The sequence below is a fragment of the Dyadobacter sp. NIV53 genome (assembly GCF_019711195.1).
Classification (GTDB): domain Bacteria; phylum Bacteroidota; class Bacteroidia; order Cytophagales; family Spirosomataceae; genus Dyadobacter.
Genome location: NZ_CP081299.1, coordinates 5,849,109 through 5,870,768, shown reverse-complemented (window position 1 = coordinate 5,870,768; position 21,660 = coordinate 5,849,109). Strand labels below are relative to the sequence as shown.

The following is a 21,660-nucleotide window of genomic DNA, read 5'->3' as shown; positions in this document are numbered from 1 at the left end:
TCAATTAAAAAGTCAGTGATAAACCGCCATTTACAACTCTGGAAAGTGGGTAATTAATACCACCTGTGTTGTTATCCTCAGGGTCGAATCCTTTCAGACCAGGGCAGTAGGTAGCCAGGTTATTTCCATTCACATAGAAACGGACGTTCTGTAAACCAAGACGGCTGGTAAGTCCGGTTGGTACGGTGTAACCGAATTCGAGGTTTTTCAGCCTTACGTAATTGGTGTTGTAAAGCAGGTGCGTATTTCTTTGTGACCTCCAGTATTCATCACTTCTGTTACTTGCACGCGGCTTAGTAGCATTGATGTTGTCAGGAGTCCAGCGGCCATCGAAATCTTCTTTCCAGTAGTTTCCGAAATCACCACTTTCCAGTGACAGATAACGAAGCGCACCAGTAGCTGCCTGGAACAGAATTGAAAGGTCAAAACCTTTGTAGCTCAGGTTAGCACCAACACCACCCTGGAAGCGGGGCACATCTGTTTTGTAGTTACGGACACGGTCATTTGCATCGATTTTTTGATCATTGTTCACATCTTCGAAAATGACGTCACCCGGACGGGCACCTCCCCAATGCGGATATGCATCAACAGCAGCCTGGTCTTTGAAGATACCGATTGCCTGATAGTACAGGTCACGGTCCGGATCGAAAGGTACGTTTGGATCACTTGGCTTGGTCGGCAGCGAATGGCCAGTAACTTGTTGGTATTCAGGGCGACCTGGCGTTTCATCAATAAAGTTCACCTTATTGATCGCGTAACCTCCGTTGACAAAGAACGTGTATTTCAGATCCTTTACATCGCCACGGTATGAAACATTGAAGTCAAAACCTTTGTTTGATGTCTTACCGATGTTCTCGCTGGGAAGGGTCAAACCGGTAGAAGTAGGAACCGATGCGTTTCTTTTCCAGAGTAATCCCGAGCGACGATAATCAAATACGTCAAAAGTAACATTGATACGATCATTCAGTAAGCTTGCATCAAAACCGATATCTCCCTGGCTGGCTACTTCCCATGTTACGTTAGGATTTGGAATACGGGTTTCTCCCAATGTTTTACTTTCCGTATTGGTTCCGAACACCATGTTCTGGTTCTGGAAGCCGTAGGTTCCAAGATACTGCCACTCTTCGATACGGTCATTACCTGTTTGCCCCCACGAAGCGCGAAGTTTGAACTGATTAACAAAACTTACATTGTTTTTCCAGAAGTTCTCTTCCGAAATGCGCCATCCTGCGGACACGCCCGGGAAAAATCCGAAACGTTTGGCTTCCGGGAAAATGTAGGACCCATCTACCCGCCATACAAACTCCATCAGGTACTTTTCTTTGAAGCTATAGTTAACGCGTCCGAAATAGTTAAGTCTTGCACTTTGGTATGCGGTTCCTGCATTGTCCTTTTCGGCATCCCCACCTGCATTTAACTGATCCAGGGAAGTCGATACAAAATAACGGCGGAACGCATTGAATCTGTCACCATTACCGGTTCTTCTTTCACTACCAACCAAAAGCTTCACGATATGGTTAGTTCCAATTGTCCTGTCGTAATTAAGATAACCGTTCAGCAAAATATCCTGCTTGTCTTCCGTGTATTGCGTCAGGTTGGGATCCCCCACTCCTTTCTTTCCACGCACCAGTATAGGCTCTCCATTGGCATCACGGCTGGTTCCATCCCAGGAATTAAGATACCACGGAGTCTGGAAACGCTTCCGGAAGTTAAATCCTTTGTCAATACCGGCATTACCGGTGAACGAAAGCCCTGGTACCCAGGGAATTTTAACATTCAATTGCAGCGTACTATTCAAAACATACCACTTGTCGCGGTCGTATCCGGTTTGGTTGGTACTCACTACAACAGGGTTATTACCATACTCGATATCAGGGCCAGTTGCACCGTTCGGCCAGTAGGCAGGCATATTCGGCTTGCCTCTCATCACCATCCATAATATGTCTCCGGCTGTACGCGTAGGATAGTTTTTATCTTCCATACGGCCAGAAACATCAAAGCGCAGGCTTATATTCTTGGTAATAGTTGCATCGAGGTTTGTTCTGAAATCATGCTGGGTGTATTTGGTCGCACTATTCTTGTAATATCCATCCTGGGTTTTTGTACCCAGCGAAACGAAATAGCGCACAGCCTCACCGCCACCTGATACAGTAGTATTGTAAAAATGCTGGCCTGACCAGTTTTTGTAGATTTCATCGAACCAGTCAGTATTCGGGTATTTCCACAAATCCGAACCGTCTGCAAACTTGGCGATGTCGTCAGCAGTGTAACGAGGCGGACGATTTCTATACAGATCCACCTCATTCAACGCCTGTGCATATTCTGACGAGTTCGTCATTTTAGGCAGAATGGTAGGCTGACTGAAACCCTGATTGGCATTAAAGGTAATCGTAGGTTTTCCTGTTTTACCACGTTTGGTGGTAATAAGAATAACGCCGTTTGCTGCCTGAGCTCCATAAATCGCAGCAGAAGCATCTTTTAAAACCGAAATTGTTTCGATACTGTTAGGATCAATACGATCAAGTGAACGACCTGGAATACCATCCACTACTACAAGGGCGTCGTTGTTACCCAATGTATTCATCCCACGGATACGGATGGTAGATCCGTCCTGTCCTGGCTCACCGCTTCGTGCAACCAGGGTTACCCCTGGCAAACGTCCTGCAAGACTGTTACTTACGTTGACTGCCGGTGATTTTACGATGTCAGATCCTTTCACCGTTGTTACAGCTCCGGTCAATGTCTCTTTCTTCTGTTCTCCATATCCTACTACAATCACCTCACTAAGGGCTTGTGAATCCCCCATCAGTGTCACATCAATTGAATTCCTCACGCCGACTGTCACTTCCTGCTTAAGAAAACCAACGTAGCTATATACGAGGATAGCTTCAGCATTTGGAACTGTGATGGTATACGCTCCGGCAGCATCCGTTGTAGTTCCTGAGTTTGTCCCTTTTACCAGTATACTCACACCGGGCAGCGGGGTTCCGTTTTCCTCGGACACTTTTCCCTTCACAATGATATCAGCTTGTAAAAGGGTCGTTTTAACGCCGGGCACACCAGTTGCCAGAAGCGGCAAAGATTGGCATACAGCGATAGTCAATATAGCCAGGCACACACCTGCCGGCGGGCACAGACTTTTTAAGGAAATAATTTGGGTCATAAATTTCAGTTAATAAGTGATTCAAAATACCGTCATTTTAATTGCTGGGCACAAGAAATCTTCCCTACCAAAAATGGTCGTTGCCTCATAAGTTATTTTAGAGTAGTTAGGTTTTTTATTTAGTCATAGGCAAAGGTTTATGATACAGAAATAGACCAACACATTGGAATACATACTATACAGCAGTTCCGATGATTTTTAAAATACATAGAAGTGCGCTGCTTTAAAGCAGTGTTTCCATGATAATAAAAGGTAAGTTAAGTTGATGACTGGGGAATAACTGATGTTGAATAACATCATTAGGAGTACAATTTTTTTTCATCTAGTTAGGTATAAATTAGAACCGGTATCTGATTACAGCTAATTTTAATGCAGAGTTAATAATAAATTTTAGAATTTTAACCACATATTAATACAAATTTTTATCGAAATTTTCCAAAAGTGTCATTTGGACATAATTAGGCACTTTGTAGGCTATTATGACACTTACGGTTACATAAAAACATATCATATATTACCGGAAATTTCCAGCCGAATAGAAAAACTGAAAACTATTCAGACCTGATTTTACCATACATGATTTCGATTATAATTTCGTTTGCACCCTCCTGGAAAGAACAAGATGCTGAAGATGTTACTATTAACCTTAAAAAAGGTAATGACAAGATTGGCCGTGGGTTAAATGTATTTACGCTTTATAAACAGTCGCCATATCTTAACCTGAATAAATTCATAGTAATAAGAACAGGCAGTAGTAATTTGGTTTTTAATATCATCGTTTTTATGATAATTGCTAATGTACATCTTATTCCGTTTTTAATTCGAAACCAAGAACATGGCCCAAAAAGCACTTTGTTAAAGTTCTCGGTCTTGTAAAAGTTCATTCACTTTTCACATTTTGTTTCTAATCCTCAGCTGCACCGGCAGGTACCTGCCTAGTCCAGAGGACTCTTGTCAGGCGTGGATTTTGGCACTGAAGTTTAATATAATAGCGTTTTGTTAAAAAATGCTCCTTCCCAAATCGAACGAAGTCAATTATATCTAAACTATTGCTGCTTGTATAATGGTCTCCCTGAAACTGGTAATGGTAAGACAACGTAAACCCCCTTGTGAAGCTGCCATTAATTTCAATGGGTTCAGCAACTGCAATTCTACTACATTCATCAAGTGAAGAATCCTCAGACCGGCGCAGGAAAAATATAAACGTGAAAACCACAATTATAACAAGCCACATAATTATCTTCTCCCATGTAGCCATTTTCGGCTTGTTATTTGACATTGTATAGCGTTTTGGATATTTGGTATTATTCGTCTCAAGAAGTTGTGTTATTCCTATTGCTATGCGTTCCTTCGCTATGTTACATACCCAAAACGATAGCATTACAATACTTGACCATTCCGCAAATTTCCTCTAGTTTCAATTAGCAGACATATGGCAATTTGTTTACACCAAAGAATCCTTTTGCATAATAAATTACTACTGCAAAAGCACTATCCTTTTTTTTGAGACTGTTGAATTGTGAGGTTCTACCTTGGCACTGAATCAGCGGAACAAATTCTTACCGAGTTCATCGTACACTCCCATCATCTGAAAAACAGAATGTATTTATTCCTTTATCTGGAATAATTTGCGTTATAAATGTACGATATCCCCCAAGCAATAATACTTTTCTAATAGATAAAGTATCAAATCTTTCAGTGACATTTTTCAATGGATCACTCCAGTCTGAATATTTATACATTGTGTTTTTTAATGCCCCTTCCCTACTGTAATCCAGTACCATATCTCTTTTAGATGTCCAAATGGTATTTTGTGCCTGCAAGCTTGGTTCATCAATCCTTTCAATTAAAAATATAGTGTCTGAACATATTTCACTATGCTTTTGGATAAGTACCTTTCTTTCCCACAGGGAGGCTATAGCCAATCGGGTGTCAAAAACGGATTGGTATTGAAACAAATCGGTAGAAACTGATTTATTAAAACAAATATTATTTTTCTTGGTACATCCAGAACTTAAAGCAACAAGCATACAAATTAATATTTTTCTCACTTTTTTTGAAAATTTATATGCTTAAACAAATAGCCTATTGTTCTATAAGTAACTATTAAACAATGAAATAATACGGAAAATATACTTCAAGGTACAAGAAATGAACCGTAGAAAACGTAATGAAGCATTGTGGGCAATCAAAAATTTTACCATTTATTTAAATTAGCCATTGAAGAAAGCGAATGCCTATTTTTTCTTCAATCTCTTTTCTTAATTGCAAATGAATGATTATCGTTTTTTGAGACTGGCTTCCAAATCATATCCTTTCTACGTCCCATCCATTATACAGATCTGCTCCTCAGAATTCTGCCAACTCGTTAAAAGCAATATTCCGCTTATGTAATTTGAGAGGCGTTAGAGTATCGAGTTTAGTAACCATCAACTTCCATTCACCTTCTGAGTCCACTAGCTCTTCTAAGTTGTAATCGTGATCCATAAGCCCATGCCAAACTTTTTGTAAGGATTCCTGACTTTGACTATAAAAATAAAAGCCCCATTTCAAGATCGATGCAGTATCAAAATTATCATTATTCATTTTTTAAACAGCACTTCCAGATTTTCTAAACTACTTTCCATATTCAAATAATCGTTTTTTGAGGCTAATAATGAAATTAAAAACGGAAAAAACTTAATCTAGTTGGCCATAAGCATAATGATAATGTTCCTGTGTTGCTGACGTAAAGCGCTGAATAAAATTAGAGGAGTAATGTTCAGCTTTTGTTGGTAGGAAGTATTTATTTTTAATAGACCAATCGTATATGCTCGTATCCATAGGGTATGAAGTAAGAACCCCAGAAAGTTTATTAATTTTAATCCATTCTTCCGCTTTAAGCTTGGAGCTGAAAGCCCCGCTAGAAAAGCGACCTCCCTCGCCATGAAATATCCAAATCTCTGTTACTATTTTCAATTATTAGATAATATCGTTTTTTGAGACAAAAAGAGAGAGGTAGTCTTTAATGTGACATTAATTCTGCTGGAATCATTTTCTATCACAGTACAGTTTAAACTCCCATTTTTCACAAGCTACTTAATTTTTTCGAATCAAAATACTTGTAGGCCGGTTGTATTTCCAATCCCATCATTTTTCCTTCCTTAGCAAATATTAAGCCAATTTCATTTTAAAATTCAAGTGGCCAGATTTCGCGGAAATTGACTACTTTGCTCTCTTCAATATCTTTCACAAACCAAATATAAAGCCCGTCGGCTTCCTTGTCGTATCCGTATTCCATTTTATTAAAACTTCTTTAATTTGGTTAAGAAATATTTTCAAATCACAATTTGAACATTTATTCGTATTTCTATCAATCGTTTTTAGAATAAGGTGATGAAAATATCTACCTAAAAGGCACCAATTCTATTTAGTTCCCGGCTAAAAAGTTTTTGTATAAAGAGTGACGAAAATTCGATAAATGGTAATACAAAAAAAGGGCTTTTTGCGCCTATAAACTTGATTCGAATGCAAAGCATCACGAAGGAAGTGTATCAAAAACTTTTTACTAATCTGTTAGTCAAACAACGTGATCCTTTTCAAAATAAATTATACTGGGAATGTGATGACGTGAAGCACGGCCGTGTCGGCTAGCTAGAAATGAATCAGTTAGATACAAAAGTTCGAAGAGCCACATGGCACACCAACCAGAATTTATCGATCAACGGATGGCGAAACGTAATCAATCCGGATGCTGAATTAAATTTCGGATAGCGCGCGAAATTCAGGAACTTGCTGTAATTAAAAAATCTTCGGACTGTTGATCATTGGAATATTGTCAGGTAAAATTTCATTGGTATTACCTTTGAAAGATACATTCAGACCTTTGGAGGTATGCCAAAATACAAAACGAAATTACTATATCTTCTAATTGGTCTGCCTGTTACCGTTTTTGGGCAGTCCTTTACGGGCACTATAACTGATAGTCAGAACAATACTCCTTTACCGTATGCCAGTATCGGGGTCAAGGGGAAAAGTATTGGAGGAATAGCTGATTCAAAAGGTCATTTCCTCGTTAACATCACCAATGCAGCTCCTTCTGATACGATTATAGTAAGTTATCTTGGATATGAATCTAAAACATTTGTGAAACGTGATATTTCACAATCTGCGTATCATATTGAGCTGGTACCTGGTGCTCTTCAACTTCGTGAAGTAGCAGCCCGAGGGAAAAGAGCGACTATCATTATCGGTAACAAGAAAGCTAGTGCTCAATATACTGGTTGGGGCGACTACATCAGCTCAAAAGGACGCTTACGGGGTGTTGCAATCCAGACCACCGACACTCCTTTAAAACTTTCCAAATTTAAGATGCGTCTTAATGCGTGTGAATTTGACAGTGTGCGTTTCAGATTGCATATTCTGCCATTGCAAACCAATTATTCAGGCAATCTAAATGCAGAATTGATTGATGAAAATATTTTCTTCAATGCTTATAAGGATCAAAAGTGGGTCAGTGTAGATCTGACGCCTTATAATCTTGTAATCCATCAAAATATTGTTGCCGCTGTTGAATGGGTTGACTCCTGGGTGAAAAAGGAATCAAGAAACGAAAGTTACCTGCTGACTATTTCCTTGTCCCGGGAAGAAGGGTACATTTATGTTAGAGAAACTCCTGAAGAACCTTTTTTAGCAACTAAGTCAAAGTTTACACCAACAATATATTTTGAAACGTACAAACCTGGAAATTCGGACATTCCCAAATAACCTTCAAAATCTGTCTCAAATTCGCATCGTTTTTATTTTATAGTTGTGCTGTGTAAAATGATTTGTTAGTACATCTACTAAATTGGGTCTGCGTACTTTTTTAATTAATAGGTCAAAGTATTGTTATGCGAATAATGGGGTTAAAAATAATCCAGGTAATAAGTGCTGCCGCTATTCTGCCGTAAACATGAAAGATAAGACCGGCTTTATATCTGACTTTGGATGCAATTTTTCTTTTTGTTTTTCCTTGTAACCAATTAAAAAAGGATTCGATGGGCTGCCTGATTTTAGAGACAGCAGTTGAGAATAATCATTATTTATAGACATTCTACTGCATGGCTGTGAATAAATTTAAAGTTACCTTGCATATTAATTATTCCCCTCATTGTTTTTTATGCTTAAATTCTATTTTTCGCTATTTGTATTGCTATACAGTGCTGATTCCATTTTTGCCCAAAATCCAGTTATTACAATTGACGTACTAAATCCTGCCTGCCTCAATACTGTTTATAAAATCCCTGTAACGATTACAGGAAAATTTGAAGCGGGTAATTTTTTCAAAGTCCAGTTAAGAGAAAATCAGTATGAACCCGAAATCGGAGAGTTTCCTGCCACACTTAATAATGGCAATATAGAAGTGATGTTTACTGATACTAAGCTTTTGACATTCTCTAATTTACAGCTGCGAATTTTGTCGACCGCGCCGGTAGCAGCATCTGAATATTCGACCTACTCTTTCAGCGTTCATTCCAAAGGGAATATATCTCTTTCCAATTTCCTTTCTGACACTTTGAACAAATACGAGCCACTGAAAATATTATTCTCAGGTGAAAGTGATTCTCGCGGTTTTGTCACACTTCGGGATAGCACCCGTTTTGACTTTTTCGGAAGAGCGGATTCACCTTCCTTTAATTTGCAGTATCAGTTTTATCCGGCAGGCTCCGGCACCTACTCCATTGCGCATGCAGAGAATGTTTGCGGTGCGATGACTGTCAGCGGCCAGGCCAAAGCGGTTGTTAATCAGGTATCTGTCCGTACTACCCAATTAACTCCACTGGTTCTATGCCCCGGTTCAGAGCTCAAAGTCAACTTTTCAACTGATGGCGCGATTCCTCAATCCGCAAAATACAGGATTCGTCTTCTGGAAGCACTAATTCCCGACGAGATGCCCAAAGCTCTAAAATATGAAATGGCTGCAACGTTACGGAATGGAGCTTTGTATGTAACTATACCTGATAATCTGAATATCACGCGATCAACCAACTTCTATGTTAATGTATTGGTAAATAACCCGGGAATCGTTGGAAATTATGGCGATATGAATGTGCTCATTTCTCCTAAACCCTCAGCAGAAGTTATTTCCGAAAGTGTGGAAGTAGAAATGGGTAATTATGTTCGGATTAATGTTCGTTACAGTGGCCCAAGCCCTTATAACATCAATCTGACTGACGGAACGGAAATTAACCGGATCGACGTAGAATCCACTTACCACGATCATGAGCTTTATCGCACACCGTCTAAAACCACCGACTATGCGGTAAAATCAATTGAATCAGGCTGTCAGCAAGCCCAGCTTCCGGCAAAAGTGATGCGTGTAACGGTAAAGCCCGGTTTTTATCTTGATCAGGTCGATAAGGATAAAAATTATTGCGAGGGTGAAACTGTACGTCTTCATTTTCTTTCCAATGTTACAGTTCCTGCTTCTGCTGTTTATACAATGGAAATTGGGTTTAATGGGAAATCGGTATCAGTTCCTGTCAAAAGAGATGGTGAATTTGCAGAATTTAAGATACCTGCTTTTCTAAATGATCCTGTGCTGAAAAATACGAGATATAAGACTTTCAGCTTCATGTTGTCATCTGTAAATCCTGAATTACAGTCTTTCCGGATTGATGGCATTACTATTCAGTCCAAACCAACAATAGAATGGTTTAAAGAAAATACAACAAGTTTTCCCGGGCCGGTACACACCGAACCAAACTTCTGGTTCTTCGGAGGCGGACCTTATGAAGTAACATTTAGAAATGGCCAGAAAGACCGTTATATCATCTATCAGGATTGGGCAATTGCCCAGTTTTACGTACCGGCCAGCGGTTCTTTTGGTATAAAGTCTATCAGTAATTCCTGCTTTCTAAATGAAGATCTGCCTGAGCTTAATCTGGAAATTGAAAATCCCGCATCCGCTATGCCGGTAATTTCTGCAATCCCAATCAAATATAGGATCTGCCATACGGATAGTCTGGAAATAGATATCAACGTCTCCGGAAAGTTTGAGGCAGGCAATGTTTTTGAAATACAAATGACCGATGGCTTATCCTCCTACACATTTAATACATTCGCGAAAGTGAGCGGAAGCGGTAAAATAAAGATCAAAATACCAGAAGAAGGAACATTCAAAATCAGTACTGGCACTACTGAAATCAGACTCAGGATTGCTTCAACCAATCCGATCATTTATAGTGAAACCTTTGGCGTAAGCCTGAATTATCCACTTTATAGTGTTTCCCTGGGCTACTCAGACAGGGTTGATAAAGATCAGGAAATGCCAAACACGGCGCTGATTAATTATTTAGGAAGCCTGCCGTCATCCCTGGTTTACTCTGACGGAAAAACCGATCACACAGTACCGTTGCAAGGTAATGGCTATTATGCCACTTTCCCTCTCAATTCTGCTCCCGGCAAAAATACGTATACGCTCAAAACAATTACCTCCGTCTGTGGTATCCAGGATTTTAATTTACCTATGTCGGTTGAAGTCATGCCATACCGCATCCGGGTTTCATATATGTACGGTTATCCGTTTATATGTGCAGGCAGTACCATTAATATACCTTTCAGCATTTGGGACGCCGAGCCTGTGGCAGCAAGTTTTTCACTCCAAATTCAAAAAATAGATGGTGGTGAATATATTGAAATAGGTAAAGGGACAAGCATGAAGGAAATTTCCGGCACAATTCCTGCTGATTTCCCTGCCGGAAATTATTACAATTTACGTATTGTATCTAATGAAGGCGTTATTTCAAATTCAATGTCTGCTCAAATCGGTGTTGCCCCTACGGCCACAATTTCGATAAAAGACTATGCTGCAACCGGCCCTGTTACCGTAAATGCCGGTCAAAGCGTATATATTCAGATCAACCTCACAGGATCATTGCCCCAGTGGGTAGTAGCCGACGGGCTGTATGAATATAACCGGGAATCATCGCCGGTTAATTACAGTGTTTCGCCAGTTAAATCAGGTGAATATGCTATTAAGTCAGTCAGAAATGCTTGTGGATTTGGCACCTTTACCGGTTCAGCAGCAGTAAAAGTGCTGCCTACCCTGACTGCAGATATTCCCAATTATATTCAGTGTGCAGGTAGTACGGTACTTTTGAATTATAGTTTAAATGGTGATTTTGATCTTGGCGACGATTATATCCGTTTTGATTTGATAGACCTCAGGACGCAGAAGAAATATAGCCTGGACTCAACCCGGATTTCCGGAAATGCAAAACTCCTCGAAATACCTGTAACTGTGCCGGGAGGGAATTACACTTTGGTAACTTCTGTCAAAAAATACGGGTTGAAAATAGATAATTTCATACAGTTGATGACCACGCCAAACGTGACATTACTGGGCACTACTGTAATCAATCAGGGTGAGCAGACCAACTTGTTGGTTAAGAATAATGGGTTTATAAATGCCCAGCCAATTTCGTACAAGCTTTCCAACGGCTATTCAGGACAATTTTCAGAAGCAAATCCCGAAGGAGCATTTATAACTGTATCACCCGCAGTTACTACCGAATACACGATCACCAGCGTTAACAACCAATGTGGAACCGGAACCGTGTCTGGAACGGCAATTGTAGAAGTAAACCCGTTCATGGAAAATTCTGTAACTGTAACAAACTGGAAATCAATCCGCTCCCTCGCGGCATTATGTACTCAGGATTCCCTGCAGGTGTATTTTACCACCACCGGCAAATTTTCTGGTGAGAACAGGTTTACGGTCCAGTTATCTGACAGCACCGGTCAGAATTTCCGAAACATACCGACCAGCGGCAATGTTTCTCCATTGATTGCAGTCATTCCCGCTACGACTCCCGGAGGCAGCGGTTACCGCCTGAAAGTTATCACCTCAGATGCGGGAACAGCTAGCGGTACATTCAAAAACCCACTTGATCTCAAAATGAAAGCTTCGGCCAGATTTGCTTCTGAAATAATCAATTATCAAGAAAATGCAAATCCGAAAGCAGCAGTTTTACTCGAAGGCGGCAGCCCATACAATTATGTGTATGGAACCGACCTGTTGCGACAAAACAGGTATACCCAGCTTTCCATAGACACATTAATATTATACCAGGCATCCCCTTCTGTTTACTACAAACTTTTTCTGTACAAAATGCGTGTGGATTGGGCACAATTGGTAATCCCTCAACGGTCAGAGTCGAATTGGTTACAGGTATCGAAGATCCGGCAAATCAAATGCAGATTACCTTGATGCCTAATCCTACGAGTGATTTTGTAACATTGAAATTTTCGGCAGCAGGCCCGCGAAAAGTAAGTATATACAGTATGGACGGGAAATTATGGCTGAATAAATCAATGATGTTATCAGTGGAAAAAATCGATCTGAGCGCATTTCCGTCAGGAATTTTTATTGTACAAATTGATTCCGGCAATTATAAAAAAAGCTTTAAAATCATAAGGCAGTAACAACCTCTTGCAGTAAGGAAAAAAGCTGGTGAAATTATTCCACCTGCTATCATTCAATTGCTTTAAAAGATTGTTTTCCAAAACAATAAATTCAGAAAATACAGGGGAAGAATCCACCGGAAATGTACACAGCCAGCCCGTGATACTGAACCGGATTAAATTATTTTTTTTCCTGATTACCGGACTTTCTTTTTCTGTTAAAAGGGATTCTTTTTCAGTCTTGTCAACTTCTTTTAAACCGGCTTGTATTTTTTGTTTTTTTACCTTCCCGGCTTTCACAACCGGTTTGGGTGTTTCCTTGTTCTTTTTGAGCTTTTGATCCTGTTTTGCTGAAAACCTGACCACTTTTTCCCAGCTTTTTTGCCATTTTTTTGATGAGGTCTTTTAACTTCTCGGGCTGGCCGGTCGAATCTTTCAGTTTGTCCTGGATCGTTTCAGTAATATTGACTGCCAGTTCCTTTTTTTACTTTTCATATAATTTTATAGCTTATAACGTGATATATCTTACAAAGCTACTGCTTGTAACCAGTTTACGTATAGCAGTTATCAAATAATATTTTCTATACGTAAAATACCATCCATTTTTTTATAGTTTAAAATCGAGACTTCTATCTCCCGTTCAACTTCCCGGCCGATTGCCATGAAAAGCCTTTGTTTATTTACTTTTATCACCCTGTTTACTACCATAGTACAGAAGACCGGCTAATTTCTGTAAATTCTTTTAGCACCTGGCTGAGCTGCTGGTCGGTAATACCGCTCAGGGCAAGGATCTGCTCTCTGAGCTTCATTCCATCCCCTGTTTCAAATCCGCCATATACCGGCAAATTCAACCCGGCCAGTTTGTGAAAACTTGTCTCCCTGCCTTCCTTTACCAATACATCAACATAGTGTTCGATCTTCGTATACTGCTGGGAATAATAACCTCTCAGGGTTACTTTTACCTGCCTGGACTGCTGTGTGATAAATATCTTTTCAAAAATCATGGTCTGCTTTCTTTGTGCTGCCGGTAAAATTACAACCAATCATTCAGGTAAATCAACGCTTAACAATAACATAATCATCCAATCAGGCAGGTGATTTAATAAGAAATCAGGCTGAATCTATACAAACGAGGGCCGGTATCTGTGAATTTAGGCTGTCAGAGACCAATAAAAATTACCTATATCACAGGCCTGCCAGTGTTTTTTGTATGGATCAAAACCTGATATTAACATATTGTGAAGGCCTTCCATAATACTTTTCCGGTGAATAACTTTGCAGCTGAAAGTAAACAAAAGAAGGAAATGACACAGGAAAAAACAATGCTTTTACGAACTGGCAGATCTGTAAAGATCATGGCACAGCCAATCCAAAGCCAGGACACTTTTGATATGCAAGTGAGTGTGCTGATCAAAGATCCCAGGGAGTTATACTTTCATCCTCCCATTGAAATTTCCCATCCAAAGTACTGGAAACTCAGAAGCCTTCCAGCCGAAAAATCAAGGATGCTGCAGATACAATACAGCGGAATATCCAATAAGGAAATCCGTAAAGCCTTAAAAGAATTCAACAAGGATTTCCTGCAAAATAACAGCGACAATTAAAATGTAAAGTTTGGACCGCTCCAAAATATTTTTTTAGAAGTCTCAATCGGGTAATAGCCTGTTCTCATCTTTTTGATGGCACGGCAAGGATTTAATGATCCATTAACAATGATGCAGGACTGAACTGTTACTTTTGCCTTACTATATTCATCTATCATCGATTGCCTGCCTGGCGCTCTATGTTGTATAACCTGCTGACGGAAAACATTGTGCAAAGACGATCTATATTAAAAAGCCTTGGCGGCATAATTTCTGCCCCCATATTGGGGCATCCTTTCCAGGCCAATACCCAAACGCCCGTGCTTCGGGTAGTCCATCTTACAGACGTCCATTTAAAAGATGAGCTTGGTGCACCGGAAAAATTTGTCAGGTGCCTGCACCATATTCAAAACCAGACACCCAAAGTGGATCTATTATTGAATGGTGGGGATATCGTCTTTGATATGAACAAGGAAAACATCAGTACGATCAATAACCAATGGAAGCTGGTTCACCATACCATGAAGGAGGAATGCAGCCTGCCTATTCATTATTGTCTGGGCAATCACGACGTCTGGTGGTACGAAGATTCCAAAGCGCTGCCTCTTTATGGGAAGCAATATGCACTCAGCCAGCTCCAGCTAAATAATTCGTATTACAGCCTGATCCAGGGCGGCTGGAAAATAATTATTTTGGACAGTACCCACCTGGATATTGACGACACCTGGTATATCGGCAAATTAGGAGATAAACAGTTTAGCTGGCTGGAAGAAGAGTTAAACAGCACCAACCCTGCTATGCCCGTTTTGATTATGTCACACATACCTATCCTGACAGCACTTTTGATGATACAGGATGATGTGGTCAACCGCTGGCAGATGCTGGGTGGTGACATGCATACGGACACAGCCAGGATTATCAGCCTGTTTAATAAACATACCAATGTGAAACTGTGCCTGAGTGGCCATCTGCACATGCGGGACAAGGTGGTGTACAATAACGTGACCTATTTATGTAACGGGGCGGTCAGCGGTGCGTGGTGGGAGGGTAACATGCGGGAAACCAAACCCGGATACGGGCTCATCGATCTGCATGCGGACGGCAGTTTTGAAGAGCGCTACGTAAATTATTAAAACCTGTATTATTCCGCCAGATCAGATCAAAAAAATAGTGCTGTTACCGGAAAAAGACCAGATCCAGGGTAATACCTGTCCAGCCTGTCTGCAAACAAAGTGCCGACAACCCGGTTCAATGAAGGTCATCCTGCTCGTCTGCCGGGTTTATTTCGCCGGTACTTTGCAAATCATCTTTCATTTCACCGGCTTTCCTGGCAGCTTTCCGCTCCTGTTTTTGAAATATTTCAAACAACCGGTCAGCCAGCTTAGCTGCCGATTTTGTAATTCTGCGTTTCGCTTTATCCGAGAGTTCATAGGATTGTTCCAGCCGGGAGACAATCGCATCCATAATTTCAACTTTCAATGTGTCTTTCTGGTCCATAGCCCGAATGTTTAGTTTGGTTTCTTTAATAGGCTTATTCTACAAATTTATATTTTATTCAGGATTATAATTGTAAAAACCATTCCAGTCAGGCCGGCTGTCCACTGTATATTTCAAAGCAGGCTTTTGACATTTTCAAAGTTATAGCATTCCCCTAAACGCCCTTTGGTGTGTGCTCCCTTTTGGCACTTAAATTTTTTACAGCCGCTTTTTCCAAAAATACCGTACTTTTTTCCGGATGGCGCTCGGCAGGCCTAAATTGGCCAACTTTATTAAGTATGCATTGCAGGTTTAATAATCACCCTGATCAGCAGAAGCATTTGCCGGCTGATCCCAATTATACCCGCTCAAAAGATGCAGCAGCCGCAAATGATATCCGGCCGCAGGAAGCTTTTAACTGTTTTTTCTGTGCAGGTTGGGCTATAAAAGCGTCTGATAGTACACAAGGTTGAATGGTACAATGAACATGGGTAGTAGCATGATGATCAAAAGATAAAATTGAAATCCGGTATTGCTGTAACAGCTTAGCATCTTAAAACCCTGGTCGTATGCGAACGATTGGCAAATCAGATCAATAAATTTTGTTTGCATAACCAGCATTCCGTACCAGCTGTTTCCAATTCTCTCTTTAAAACCAATATGAGCTTTTCCGCAAGAAATGTCCGGTCGTTATAGGTCAAAGTATTACCCGCAATTTCAAAAGCACGTCTTTCGGCATTGGGGTCTCCTGCCAAAATAAGTACATCGGGATGCAGATTACAAGTATAGGCTGCTTTTGCCTTCAGAATGGCGAGTCGCGCTGTGGTGTCAGTATATTCAGCAAAGTTCGTTGCAGGCATTTCGTACTTAAGTAGGTCAAGCAGGAAAGATAACAGATATTGCTGTGAAACAGCCGTTTATAATGTGATGCTTTTATTAAATTATCAGCCGGCAAAAAACATAAAATTTCGGTTCGGGGATAAAAGTGCATTGCATGTCTTCTCAGGCAATCAGGTAGCTGATTTTATCGGCGATGATGTGGAGCAAATTATTCGGGTCTGCTAACTGGTTCAGCGAAATATATTCTGCTCCTGACTCAAAATTGCTTCTGGCGTATGATTTTGCATCCTTCAGAGAGAAGAACCGTTTTTCTGCATTGAAGACGTTTTCAGGTAATATGCCGTTACGCTCTTCAATAAAGGCCAGGTCCCAGCTGGGAATGCCATTGATCACACAGATGTCATATACCACATAATAAATCCCTGATGGACTATCCGCTTTTTCGTAAAAGGTACCTGTGCAGTCGGGATTGGAAACGTTTACCATACCATGTTTGAATCAATTTGGAACGAAGGAAGAACCCTTAGAATGGGACTGCAATCAAATTTATAAGCGTCAGAATTTGTACAAAGTTATCAAATGATGGGGAATCTTCACATTAAATTAAAACTGAAAGAAACTTGATAAAATCATTTAAGGGCTCTAACACAGTAGAATATTCTGCTAAGTTACTGATACTTATACCAATACAGCATTTAAACAGATTATTCTTCTGTGTAATTTACACATGATAATTAAATGACAAATAGGTTTATCAGACCGCCGGAGAAGTTTATATCATTGGTGAAATTAAACTTTTCCTCTGTTCATCACCTGCCTTTTTAATACCCGGGCAATAATTTAAATTACTGTAAATCCCCGGGCATCCATTATACCATAATGTGATAAAAACAGCATGGTTGTCTTACCTATTTTGGAGATACAAATAAAAAAAATACCGTATTGACCTTTGGGCAATTCCGGATGAAAATATAATTCCGGGAAACATGATTTGCGCGGCATCATCTCAGGCACTGGAACTATATTTCTTTGCTCTTATGATTACGTATGATTGAATAAATATCAGTTCTTCGGTCTTTTAAATTCCGGACACTTCCAAATTGATTTAATTCCCTTAACATATCAATATCAACGTCGGCAATCAAAATCATTTCTGTATTGGGGGTTGCCTCGGCTTTTATCCCATTGGTGGGAAACGAAAAATCGCAGGGGGTAAAAACCATTGACTGGGCATATTGAATATCCATATTATGGACTTTTGGTAAATTGCCAACACTGCCGGCGATGGCAACATAACATTCATTTTCGATAGCTCTTGCCTGAGCGCAGTTCCTTACCCTAGAATAGCCATTTTGGGTGTCGGTCAGAAAAGGTACAAATAAAATATTCATTCCCTCATCGGCTAAAATGCGGCTTAATTCAGGAAACTCAACATCATAGCAAATAAGGATGCCTATTTTTCCGCAGTCGGTATTGAACGTCTTGATGGTATCACCACCCTGCATGCCCCATACTTTGGCTTCATCCGGCGTTACATGCAACTTTTCGAACCGTTCAATCCCACCGTCCCTCTTGCATAAATAACCAACATTGTAAAGAATGTTATCAACAACCTCCGGCATACTTCCGGTAATAATATTTATATTATAGGAGATGGCAAGCTCAGAAAAGCGACTGACAATTCTCTCTGTATATTCTGCCAGCTTTCTTATTGCAACCGGTTCTGCCAGATGGTTATAATCCGACATCAAGGGAGCATTGAAAAACTCAGGAAACAAGGCAAAATCGCACCTGTAGCCCGATACCGCATCCACAAAATATTCAACCTGCTGCATCAGCTCATCAAAGTCATTGTACAACCTCATTTGCCATTGTATTAAACCCAACCTGATGATTGACTTTTTAAAGGCCGCCTGATCTGAAATTTTCTCATAGTAGACATTATCCCACTCGAGTAACACGGCATATTCATTGGAGTCCTTATCACCTTCAAGGTACCCCTGAAGTATTCTGGCAGGGTGAAAGTCGTTAGACAACTGGAAATTTAAAACAGGGTCATGTATGTCCTTGTTTCGTACTTTATCAATGTACTCTTTGGGGGAGATGGTATCGGAATATTGATGGTAATTGGGGATTCGGCCACCAAAAACAATTCCTTTCAGATTTAATTTCTCACAAAGCTCTTTCCTGTAATCATACAAACGCCTTCCTAACCGCAGGCCGCGAAACTTAGGCCGTATAAATACATCTATTCCATATAAAACATCTCCTTTACTGGTGTGGGTTTTAAAACTATAATTTCCTGTTATTTCTCTGTACGTATGTTTAGAGTCAACTTTGTCGTAGTCAACAATAATAGATAATGCGCATCCGGCCAGCTCATTATCTACCTTGATACCCACCTGGCCCTCGTGGAAAATATTGATCAGTGTTTTGATGTGATGTTCTTTCCAAAAGGCATTTGGCATACTGGAATAGGTCTCAATCATCATTTCTTTGATCTCCTGATAATCTTCCGGTTTTAGAAAAACCAACTCAATATTCTCAATTGATTTATTGTCTTTGTTTGTTTCCATAATTTTCCATCCCGTTTTACCCTTCTTTGAAAAGGGTGATTAACGGGGATTGGTTTTAGTAATAGTTCGTTGATTTAAACTGTTTTATTTCTTGATTGCATTCTGTGAACAATGGGGAACTACCAACTTTTTGGCGTCTAAAAAATCAGAGGTGTTGCTAAAATTGCGAACAATAAAGAGAAGTAACAAAGAAACAGTGTGAAAGTTTTGTTAAAAAAGAGTAAATCCGGCGGGTAAAAAACTGCCGAAGACATCATAGTGAACCCTAAATCATCATTACCACAGTGGTTTAATGAAGAGAAAATACGCAGCTTCATTTTCATTACTTCGCGATCTCTGCCAGACTTAGGGTTAAATTTAAAGAAAAGTGGGGCTCCCCTTCACCGTACCGTTTACCGGAGTGCCGGTTGCATTGCTTTTTCAAAAGGCATTTGCAGATACTGTCAAAACCACCATTTCCTGAATATGTAACCCTCAAACCCTGCTGTTCGCGAGAATAAAGTCAGGAATATTAGTTATTTGACTCTCAGTACTGCCACAACCGGAAGATGATCGGATGCATATTTCTCATCAATCACCCTGGTCGATACACTTTCAAAGGTTCCATCGGTTTTGTACATCACAAAATCAATCGTACGGTCCGGAACTTCAACAGGAATGGTAAAAGCGCAATTCAGGCAGCTTCTCGTAAAACTTTTATCAAGATATTTTATCACCTCGCTGTCCGGTAGCGCATTGAAATCGCCACCTATGATCACAGGCAAGTCCGAATCCTGAAAATGTTTTACGATAAGTGCGGCCTGCGAAAGGCGGTTTTGTTCTTTCAGATCCAGATGTGTACTGGCAAAAATAACCTTCCGGCCTTTCGTGATCTCAACAGTAATAGCTGCGATAGTTCTGGTTTCCCCTTTGATCGCAGAATCAATAGGCAGGATAAATCCAATTGAATCCAATATTGCAAACTTCGAAAGTACAGCCACTCCGTAGTCTCCGCCCTGGTGATCTATCGCTTTTGAAAAAAGAAATTCATACCCGTTAACCTGGCCAGTTCTTTGGCCTGGTTTAACCCTTTGCCGGATCGCAGGGTATAAACATCCACCTCCTGCAAAGCGACAAAATCAGGGCTTTCGTCGTTGATAACTTTTGCAATGGCAGCTACATCTATTTTCTCCCCTGCCGACGGCGGGTTGCAATGATGAATATTATAGGTCATCACTTTAATGTTTTTTGCTTTATGCTCTGCGTATTCATTCCGGCTTATGCTTTTATTTCCAAACGCAGTAATACACATAAAAGCGAACAGAATAGGAATCACTAGTTTCATCATGACAGGTTTTAGCAGCTTAAACGGTTAAAAGAAATCAATTAAATTTTTGTTTTTCTTGGGATTTGAAACTTCCCTACTACCTCTCCATCATCCCTGATCATTTTCAGGTTAAGTTCCTTTCTTGTTGCATGCACTTTTATCAGCGTACGATTTCCTTCAATTGGCCCTCCCCCAATAACGATCGGATAATTGTGGGTGTCATCCGCGTCATGTGTCATATACCGGTGCGTATGGCCGGAAATCTGGATATCAACTTTTGCCTTGTTAAGTATCGGGCCAAAGACTTTTTGGCCATGCAGCGTACCATGCCAGTCCCCGGAATGATAAGGAGAAATATGAATCAGTACGACCCTGAAATCCGCCTTTTTAAACTCGTCACCGGCTACTTCCTTTTCAAGCCATTTTGCCTGATTTTCCCGGTAACGGTCAAAAGCGGTAAGCCCTCCGTATTCGACATTATCATCTGCCTTGTCTTCTCCTGAATCCAGAATCACAAACCTGACCGGGCCACGCGTAAAGGCATAGTAAAATTTATTTTCCGGATAAGCAAAGTACTCGGGAATATGGCGGGAGAAACTACCCCGGCATTCATGGTTTCCCTGTGTAAGAATAAACGGATACTCGCTTGAGAAAATATCGGTGGTCGGCTTGATAAGATGGTCAATCAGTTGCTGTTCCTCAGTCACCCAGTCAAAACAATCTCCGTTAAAAACCACAAAATCGTAATCACGTACATTTCCGGTGTAGCCGTAACGATACAAAAGCTGCGGAATAATTTGCGGACGGTCGTGAATGTCGTTAAAAATCACAAACTTCACTTCATCTTCACTGGCTGCCGGCGTTTTAAAGCCCAGCATAGCACCGGCTATGGTTTCTCCAAATTCCACTTTGGAGCCCTTAAATCCTGTTATTTCGGTAGAAACGATTTTGTACTTATGGGCTGATCCGGGTTTCAGGTTAGGAAGCGTAATCTTGTGGATACGGTTATTGGCCTCAATTAATCCGTTGTGATAAGCAAATGCTTTGTGAATGGCATAGTTACCTTCCCCATATTCCACCCAGCTGAAACAGTTTTTACTGGTGATCCACATGATCGTAACCTGATCCGTATCCATATTCTGAAGATACGGACCGGCCGTGAAATGGTTTTTTTCTTCTGTATTTGAAGCAAAAGCCGAAGTGCCCGCAAGTAAACTGAGCGCCCCTGCTTGTGACATCTTTTCAAGAAATGATCGTCTGTCTGAAAGCATTATTTTAAAAAGTTAAGAG

At 40.4% G+C, this 21,660-nt stretch carries 20 protein-coding genes; 6 read left to right on the top strand and 14 right to left on the bottom strand.

Features of this window, described 5'->3' with window-relative positions:
• Positions 1-4: 4 nt before the first annotated feature.
• The 5 genes from KZC02_RS24255 to KZC02_RS24235 all read right to left on the bottom strand — a co-directional run bounded on the left by KZC02_RS24255 (position 5) and on the right by KZC02_RS24235 (position 6,121).
• Positions 5-3,163, bottom strand: coding sequence for a TonB-dependent receptor (locus tag KZC02_RS24255; RefSeq protein WP_221391035.1), 3,159 nt, complete (start codon positions 3,161-3,163; stop codon positions 5-7).
• A gap of 904 nt (positions 3,164-4,067) precedes the next feature.
• Positions 4,068-4,442 carry a hypothetical protein gene (locus tag KZC02_RS24250; RefSeq protein WP_221391034.1) on the bottom strand — a complete coding sequence of 125 codons (375 nt, stop codon included), beginning with the start codon at positions 4,440-4,442 and terminating at the stop codon, positions 4,068-4,070.
• A gap of 289 nt (positions 4,443-4,731) precedes the next feature.
• Positions 4,732-5,214, bottom strand: a complete 483-nt coding sequence (locus tag KZC02_RS24245) for a hypothetical protein (RefSeq protein WP_221391033.1) — start codon at positions 5,212-5,214, stop codon at positions 4,732-4,734.
• 298 nt (positions 5,215-5,512) lie between these two features.
• Positions 5,513-5,749, bottom strand: a complete 237-nt coding sequence (locus tag KZC02_RS24240; RefSeq protein WP_221391032.1) for a ribonuclease E inhibitor RraB — start codon at positions 5,747-5,749, stop codon at positions 5,513-5,515.
• Positions 5,750-5,842: 93 nt separating this feature from the next.
• The gene (locus KZC02_RS24235) at positions 5,843-6,121 is read right to left on the bottom strand and encodes a hypothetical protein (protein WP_221391031.1); all 279 of its coding nucleotides are present in this window, start codon (positions 6,119-6,121) and stop codon (positions 5,843-5,845) included.
• A gap of 915 nt (positions 6,122-7,036) precedes the next feature.
• Between KZC02_RS24235 and KZC02_RS24230 the strand changes: the two genes are divergently transcribed.
• The 3 genes from KZC02_RS24230 (at position 7,037) to KZC02_RS24220 (ending at position 12,610) form a co-directional block, all read left to right on the top strand.
• Positions 7,037-7,909: a carboxypeptidase-like regulatory domain-containing protein gene (locus KZC02_RS24230; RefSeq protein ID WP_221391030.1), complete on the top strand. Its 873-nt coding sequence runs from the start codon at positions 7,037-7,039 to the stop codon at positions 7,907-7,909.
• Between the two features lie 394 nt (positions 7,910-8,303).
• Complete coding sequence (locus KZC02_RS24225) at positions 8,304-12,395, top strand: hypothetical protein (protein ID WP_221391029.1); 4,092 nt, start codon at positions 8,304-8,306, stop codon at positions 12,393-12,395.
• Positions 12,380-12,610: a T9SS type A sorting domain-containing protein gene (locus KZC02_RS24220; RefSeq protein ID WP_221391028.1), complete on the top strand. Its 231-nt coding sequence runs from the start codon at positions 12,380-12,382 to the stop codon at positions 12,608-12,610. Before KZC02_RS24225 ends, KZC02_RS24220 begins: the two co-directional genes overlap by 16 nt.
• A 223-nt stretch (positions 12,611-12,833) precedes the next feature.
• On the opposite strand, the gene KZC02_RS24215 is transcribed toward KZC02_RS24220, so the two are convergent.
• The gene (locus KZC02_RS24215; protein WP_221391027.1) at positions 12,834-12,977 is read right to left on the bottom strand and encodes a hypothetical protein; all 144 of its coding nucleotides are present in this window, start codon (positions 12,975-12,977) and stop codon (positions 12,834-12,836) included.
• Between the two features lie 313 nt (positions 12,978-13,290).
• Positions 13,291-13,593 carry a hypothetical protein gene (locus tag KZC02_RS24210; RefSeq protein ID WP_221391026.1) on the bottom strand — a complete coding sequence of 101 codons (303 nt, stop codon included), beginning with the start codon at positions 13,591-13,593 and terminating at the stop codon, positions 13,291-13,293.
• Positions 13,594-13,893: 300 nt separating this feature from the next.
• Between KZC02_RS24210 and KZC02_RS24205 the strand changes: the two genes are divergently transcribed.
• Positions 13,894-14,193 carry a hypothetical protein gene (locus KZC02_RS24205; RefSeq protein WP_221391025.1) on the top strand — a complete coding sequence of 100 codons (300 nt, stop codon included), beginning with the start codon at positions 13,894-13,896 and terminating at the stop codon, positions 14,191-14,193.
• Positions 14,194-14,402: 209 nt separating this feature from the next.
• Positions 14,403-15,305 (top strand): metallophosphoesterase, encoded by a 903-nt coding sequence (locus tag KZC02_RS24200; RefSeq protein WP_221391024.1) that lies wholly within the window; start codon positions 14,403-14,405, stop codon positions 15,303-15,305.
• A gap of 115 nt (positions 15,306-15,420) precedes the next feature.
• Here the strand turns inward: KZC02_RS24200 and KZC02_RS24195 are convergent, their stop codons facing one another.
• Complete coding sequence (locus KZC02_RS24195; RefSeq protein ID WP_221391023.1) at positions 15,421-15,669, bottom strand: hypothetical protein; 249 nt, start codon at positions 15,667-15,669, stop codon at positions 15,421-15,423.
• A 278-nt stretch (positions 15,670-15,947) separates the two neighbouring features.
• Between KZC02_RS24195 and KZC02_RS24190 the strand changes: the two genes are divergently transcribed.
• The gene (locus tag KZC02_RS24190) at positions 15,948-16,121 is read left to right on the top strand and encodes a hypothetical protein (RefSeq protein WP_221391022.1); all 174 of its coding nucleotides are present in this window, start codon (positions 15,948-15,950) and stop codon (positions 16,119-16,121) included.
• 114 nt (positions 16,122-16,235) lie between these two features.
• Here KZC02_RS24190 and KZC02_RS24185 read toward each other — a convergent pair whose 3' ends face one another.
• The 6 genes from KZC02_RS24185 to KZC02_RS24165 form a co-directional block, all read right to left on the bottom strand.
• Positions 16,236-16,508 carry a hypothetical protein gene (locus tag KZC02_RS24185; RefSeq protein WP_221391021.1) on the bottom strand — a complete coding sequence of 91 codons (273 nt, stop codon included), beginning with the start codon at positions 16,506-16,508 and terminating at the stop codon, positions 16,236-16,238.
• Between the two features lie 142 nt (positions 16,509-16,650).
• Complete coding sequence (locus KZC02_RS24180; RefSeq protein ID WP_221391020.1) at positions 16,651-16,974, bottom strand: hypothetical protein; 324 nt, start codon at positions 16,972-16,974, stop codon at positions 16,651-16,653.
• Between the two features lie 533 nt (positions 16,975-17,507).
• A complete protein-coding gene (locus tag KZC02_RS24175) occupies positions 17,508-19,064 on the bottom strand; it encodes a carbon-nitrogen hydrolase family protein (protein ID WP_221391019.1) in 1,557 nt (518 codons plus the stop codon).
• Between the two features lie 515 nt (positions 19,065-19,579).
• Positions 19,580-20,017 carry an endonuclease/exonuclease/phosphatase family protein gene (locus tag KZC02_RS32610; protein WP_255636989.1) on the bottom strand — a complete coding sequence of 146 codons (438 nt, stop codon included), beginning with the start codon at positions 20,015-20,017 and terminating at the stop codon, positions 19,580-19,582.
• 50 nt (positions 20,018-20,067) lie between these two features.
• Positions 20,068-20,391 (bottom strand): endonuclease/exonuclease/phosphatase family protein, encoded by a 324-nt coding sequence (locus tag KZC02_RS32605; protein WP_255636988.1) that lies wholly within the window; start codon positions 20,389-20,391, stop codon positions 20,068-20,070.
• Between the two features lie 38 nt (positions 20,392-20,429).
• Positions 20,430-21,641, bottom strand: a complete 1,212-nt coding sequence (locus KZC02_RS24165; protein ID WP_221391018.1) for a metallophosphoesterase — start codon at positions 21,639-21,641, stop codon at positions 20,430-20,432.
• Positions 21,642-21,660: the final 19 nt, after the last annotated feature.

Coding starts and splice junctions, on each gene's coding strand:
- KZC02_RS24255 (WP_221391035.1), bottom strand. CDS start 3,163: ATGACCCAAATTATTTCCTTAAAAAGTCTGTGCCCGCCGGCAGGTGTG.
- KZC02_RS24250 (WP_221391034.1), bottom strand. CDS start 4,442: ATGTCAAATAACAAGCCGAAAATGGCTACATGGGAGAAGATAATTATG.
- KZC02_RS24240 (WP_221391032.1), bottom strand. CDS start 5,749: ATGAATAATGATAATTTTGATACTGCATCGATCTTGAAATGGGGCTTT.
- KZC02_RS24230 (WP_221391030.1), top strand. CDS start 7,037: ATGCCAAAATACAAAACGAAATTACTATATCTTCTAATTGGTCTGCCT.
- KZC02_RS24225 (WP_221391029.1), top strand. CDS start 8,304: ATGCTTAAATTCTATTTTTCGCTATTTGTATTGCTATACAGTGCTGAT.
- KZC02_RS24220 (WP_221391028.1), top strand. CDS start 12,380: ATGCAGATTACCTTGATGCCTAATCCTACGAGTGATTTTGTAACATTG.
- KZC02_RS24215 (WP_221391027.1), bottom strand. CDS start 12,977: ATGGCAAAAAAGCTGGGAAAAAGTGGTCAGGTTTTCAGCAAAACAGGA.
- KZC02_RS24210 (WP_221391026.1), bottom strand. CDS start 13,593: ATGATTTTTGAAAAGATATTTATCACACAGCAGTCCAGGCAGGTAAAA.
- KZC02_RS24205 (WP_221391025.1), top strand. CDS start 13,894: ATGACACAGGAAAAAACAATGCTTTTACGAACTGGCAGATCTGTAAAG.
- KZC02_RS24195 (WP_221391023.1), bottom strand. CDS start 15,669: ATGGACCAGAAAGACACATTGAAAGTTGAAATTATGGATGCGATTGTC.
- KZC02_RS24190 (WP_221391022.1), top strand. CDS start 15,948: ATGCATTGCAGGTTTAATAATCACCCTGATCAGCAGAAGCATTTGCCG.
- KZC02_RS24185 (WP_221391021.1), bottom strand. CDS start 16,508: ATGCCTGCAACGAACTTTGCTGAATATACTGACACCACAGCGCGACTC.
- KZC02_RS24180 (WP_221391020.1), bottom strand. CDS start 16,974: ATGGTAAACGTTTCCAATCCCGACTGCACAGGTACCTTTTACGAAAAA.
- KZC02_RS24175 (WP_221391019.1), bottom strand. CDS start 19,064: ATGGAAACAAACAAAGACAATAAATCAATTGAGAATATTGAGTTGGTT.
- KZC02_RS32605 (WP_255636988.1), bottom strand. CDS start 20,391: ATGATGAAACTAGTGATTCCTATTCTGTTCGCTTTTATGTGTATTACT.
- KZC02_RS24165 (WP_221391018.1), bottom strand. CDS start 21,641: ATGCTTTCAGACAGACGATCATTTCTTGAAAAGATGTCACAAGCAGGG.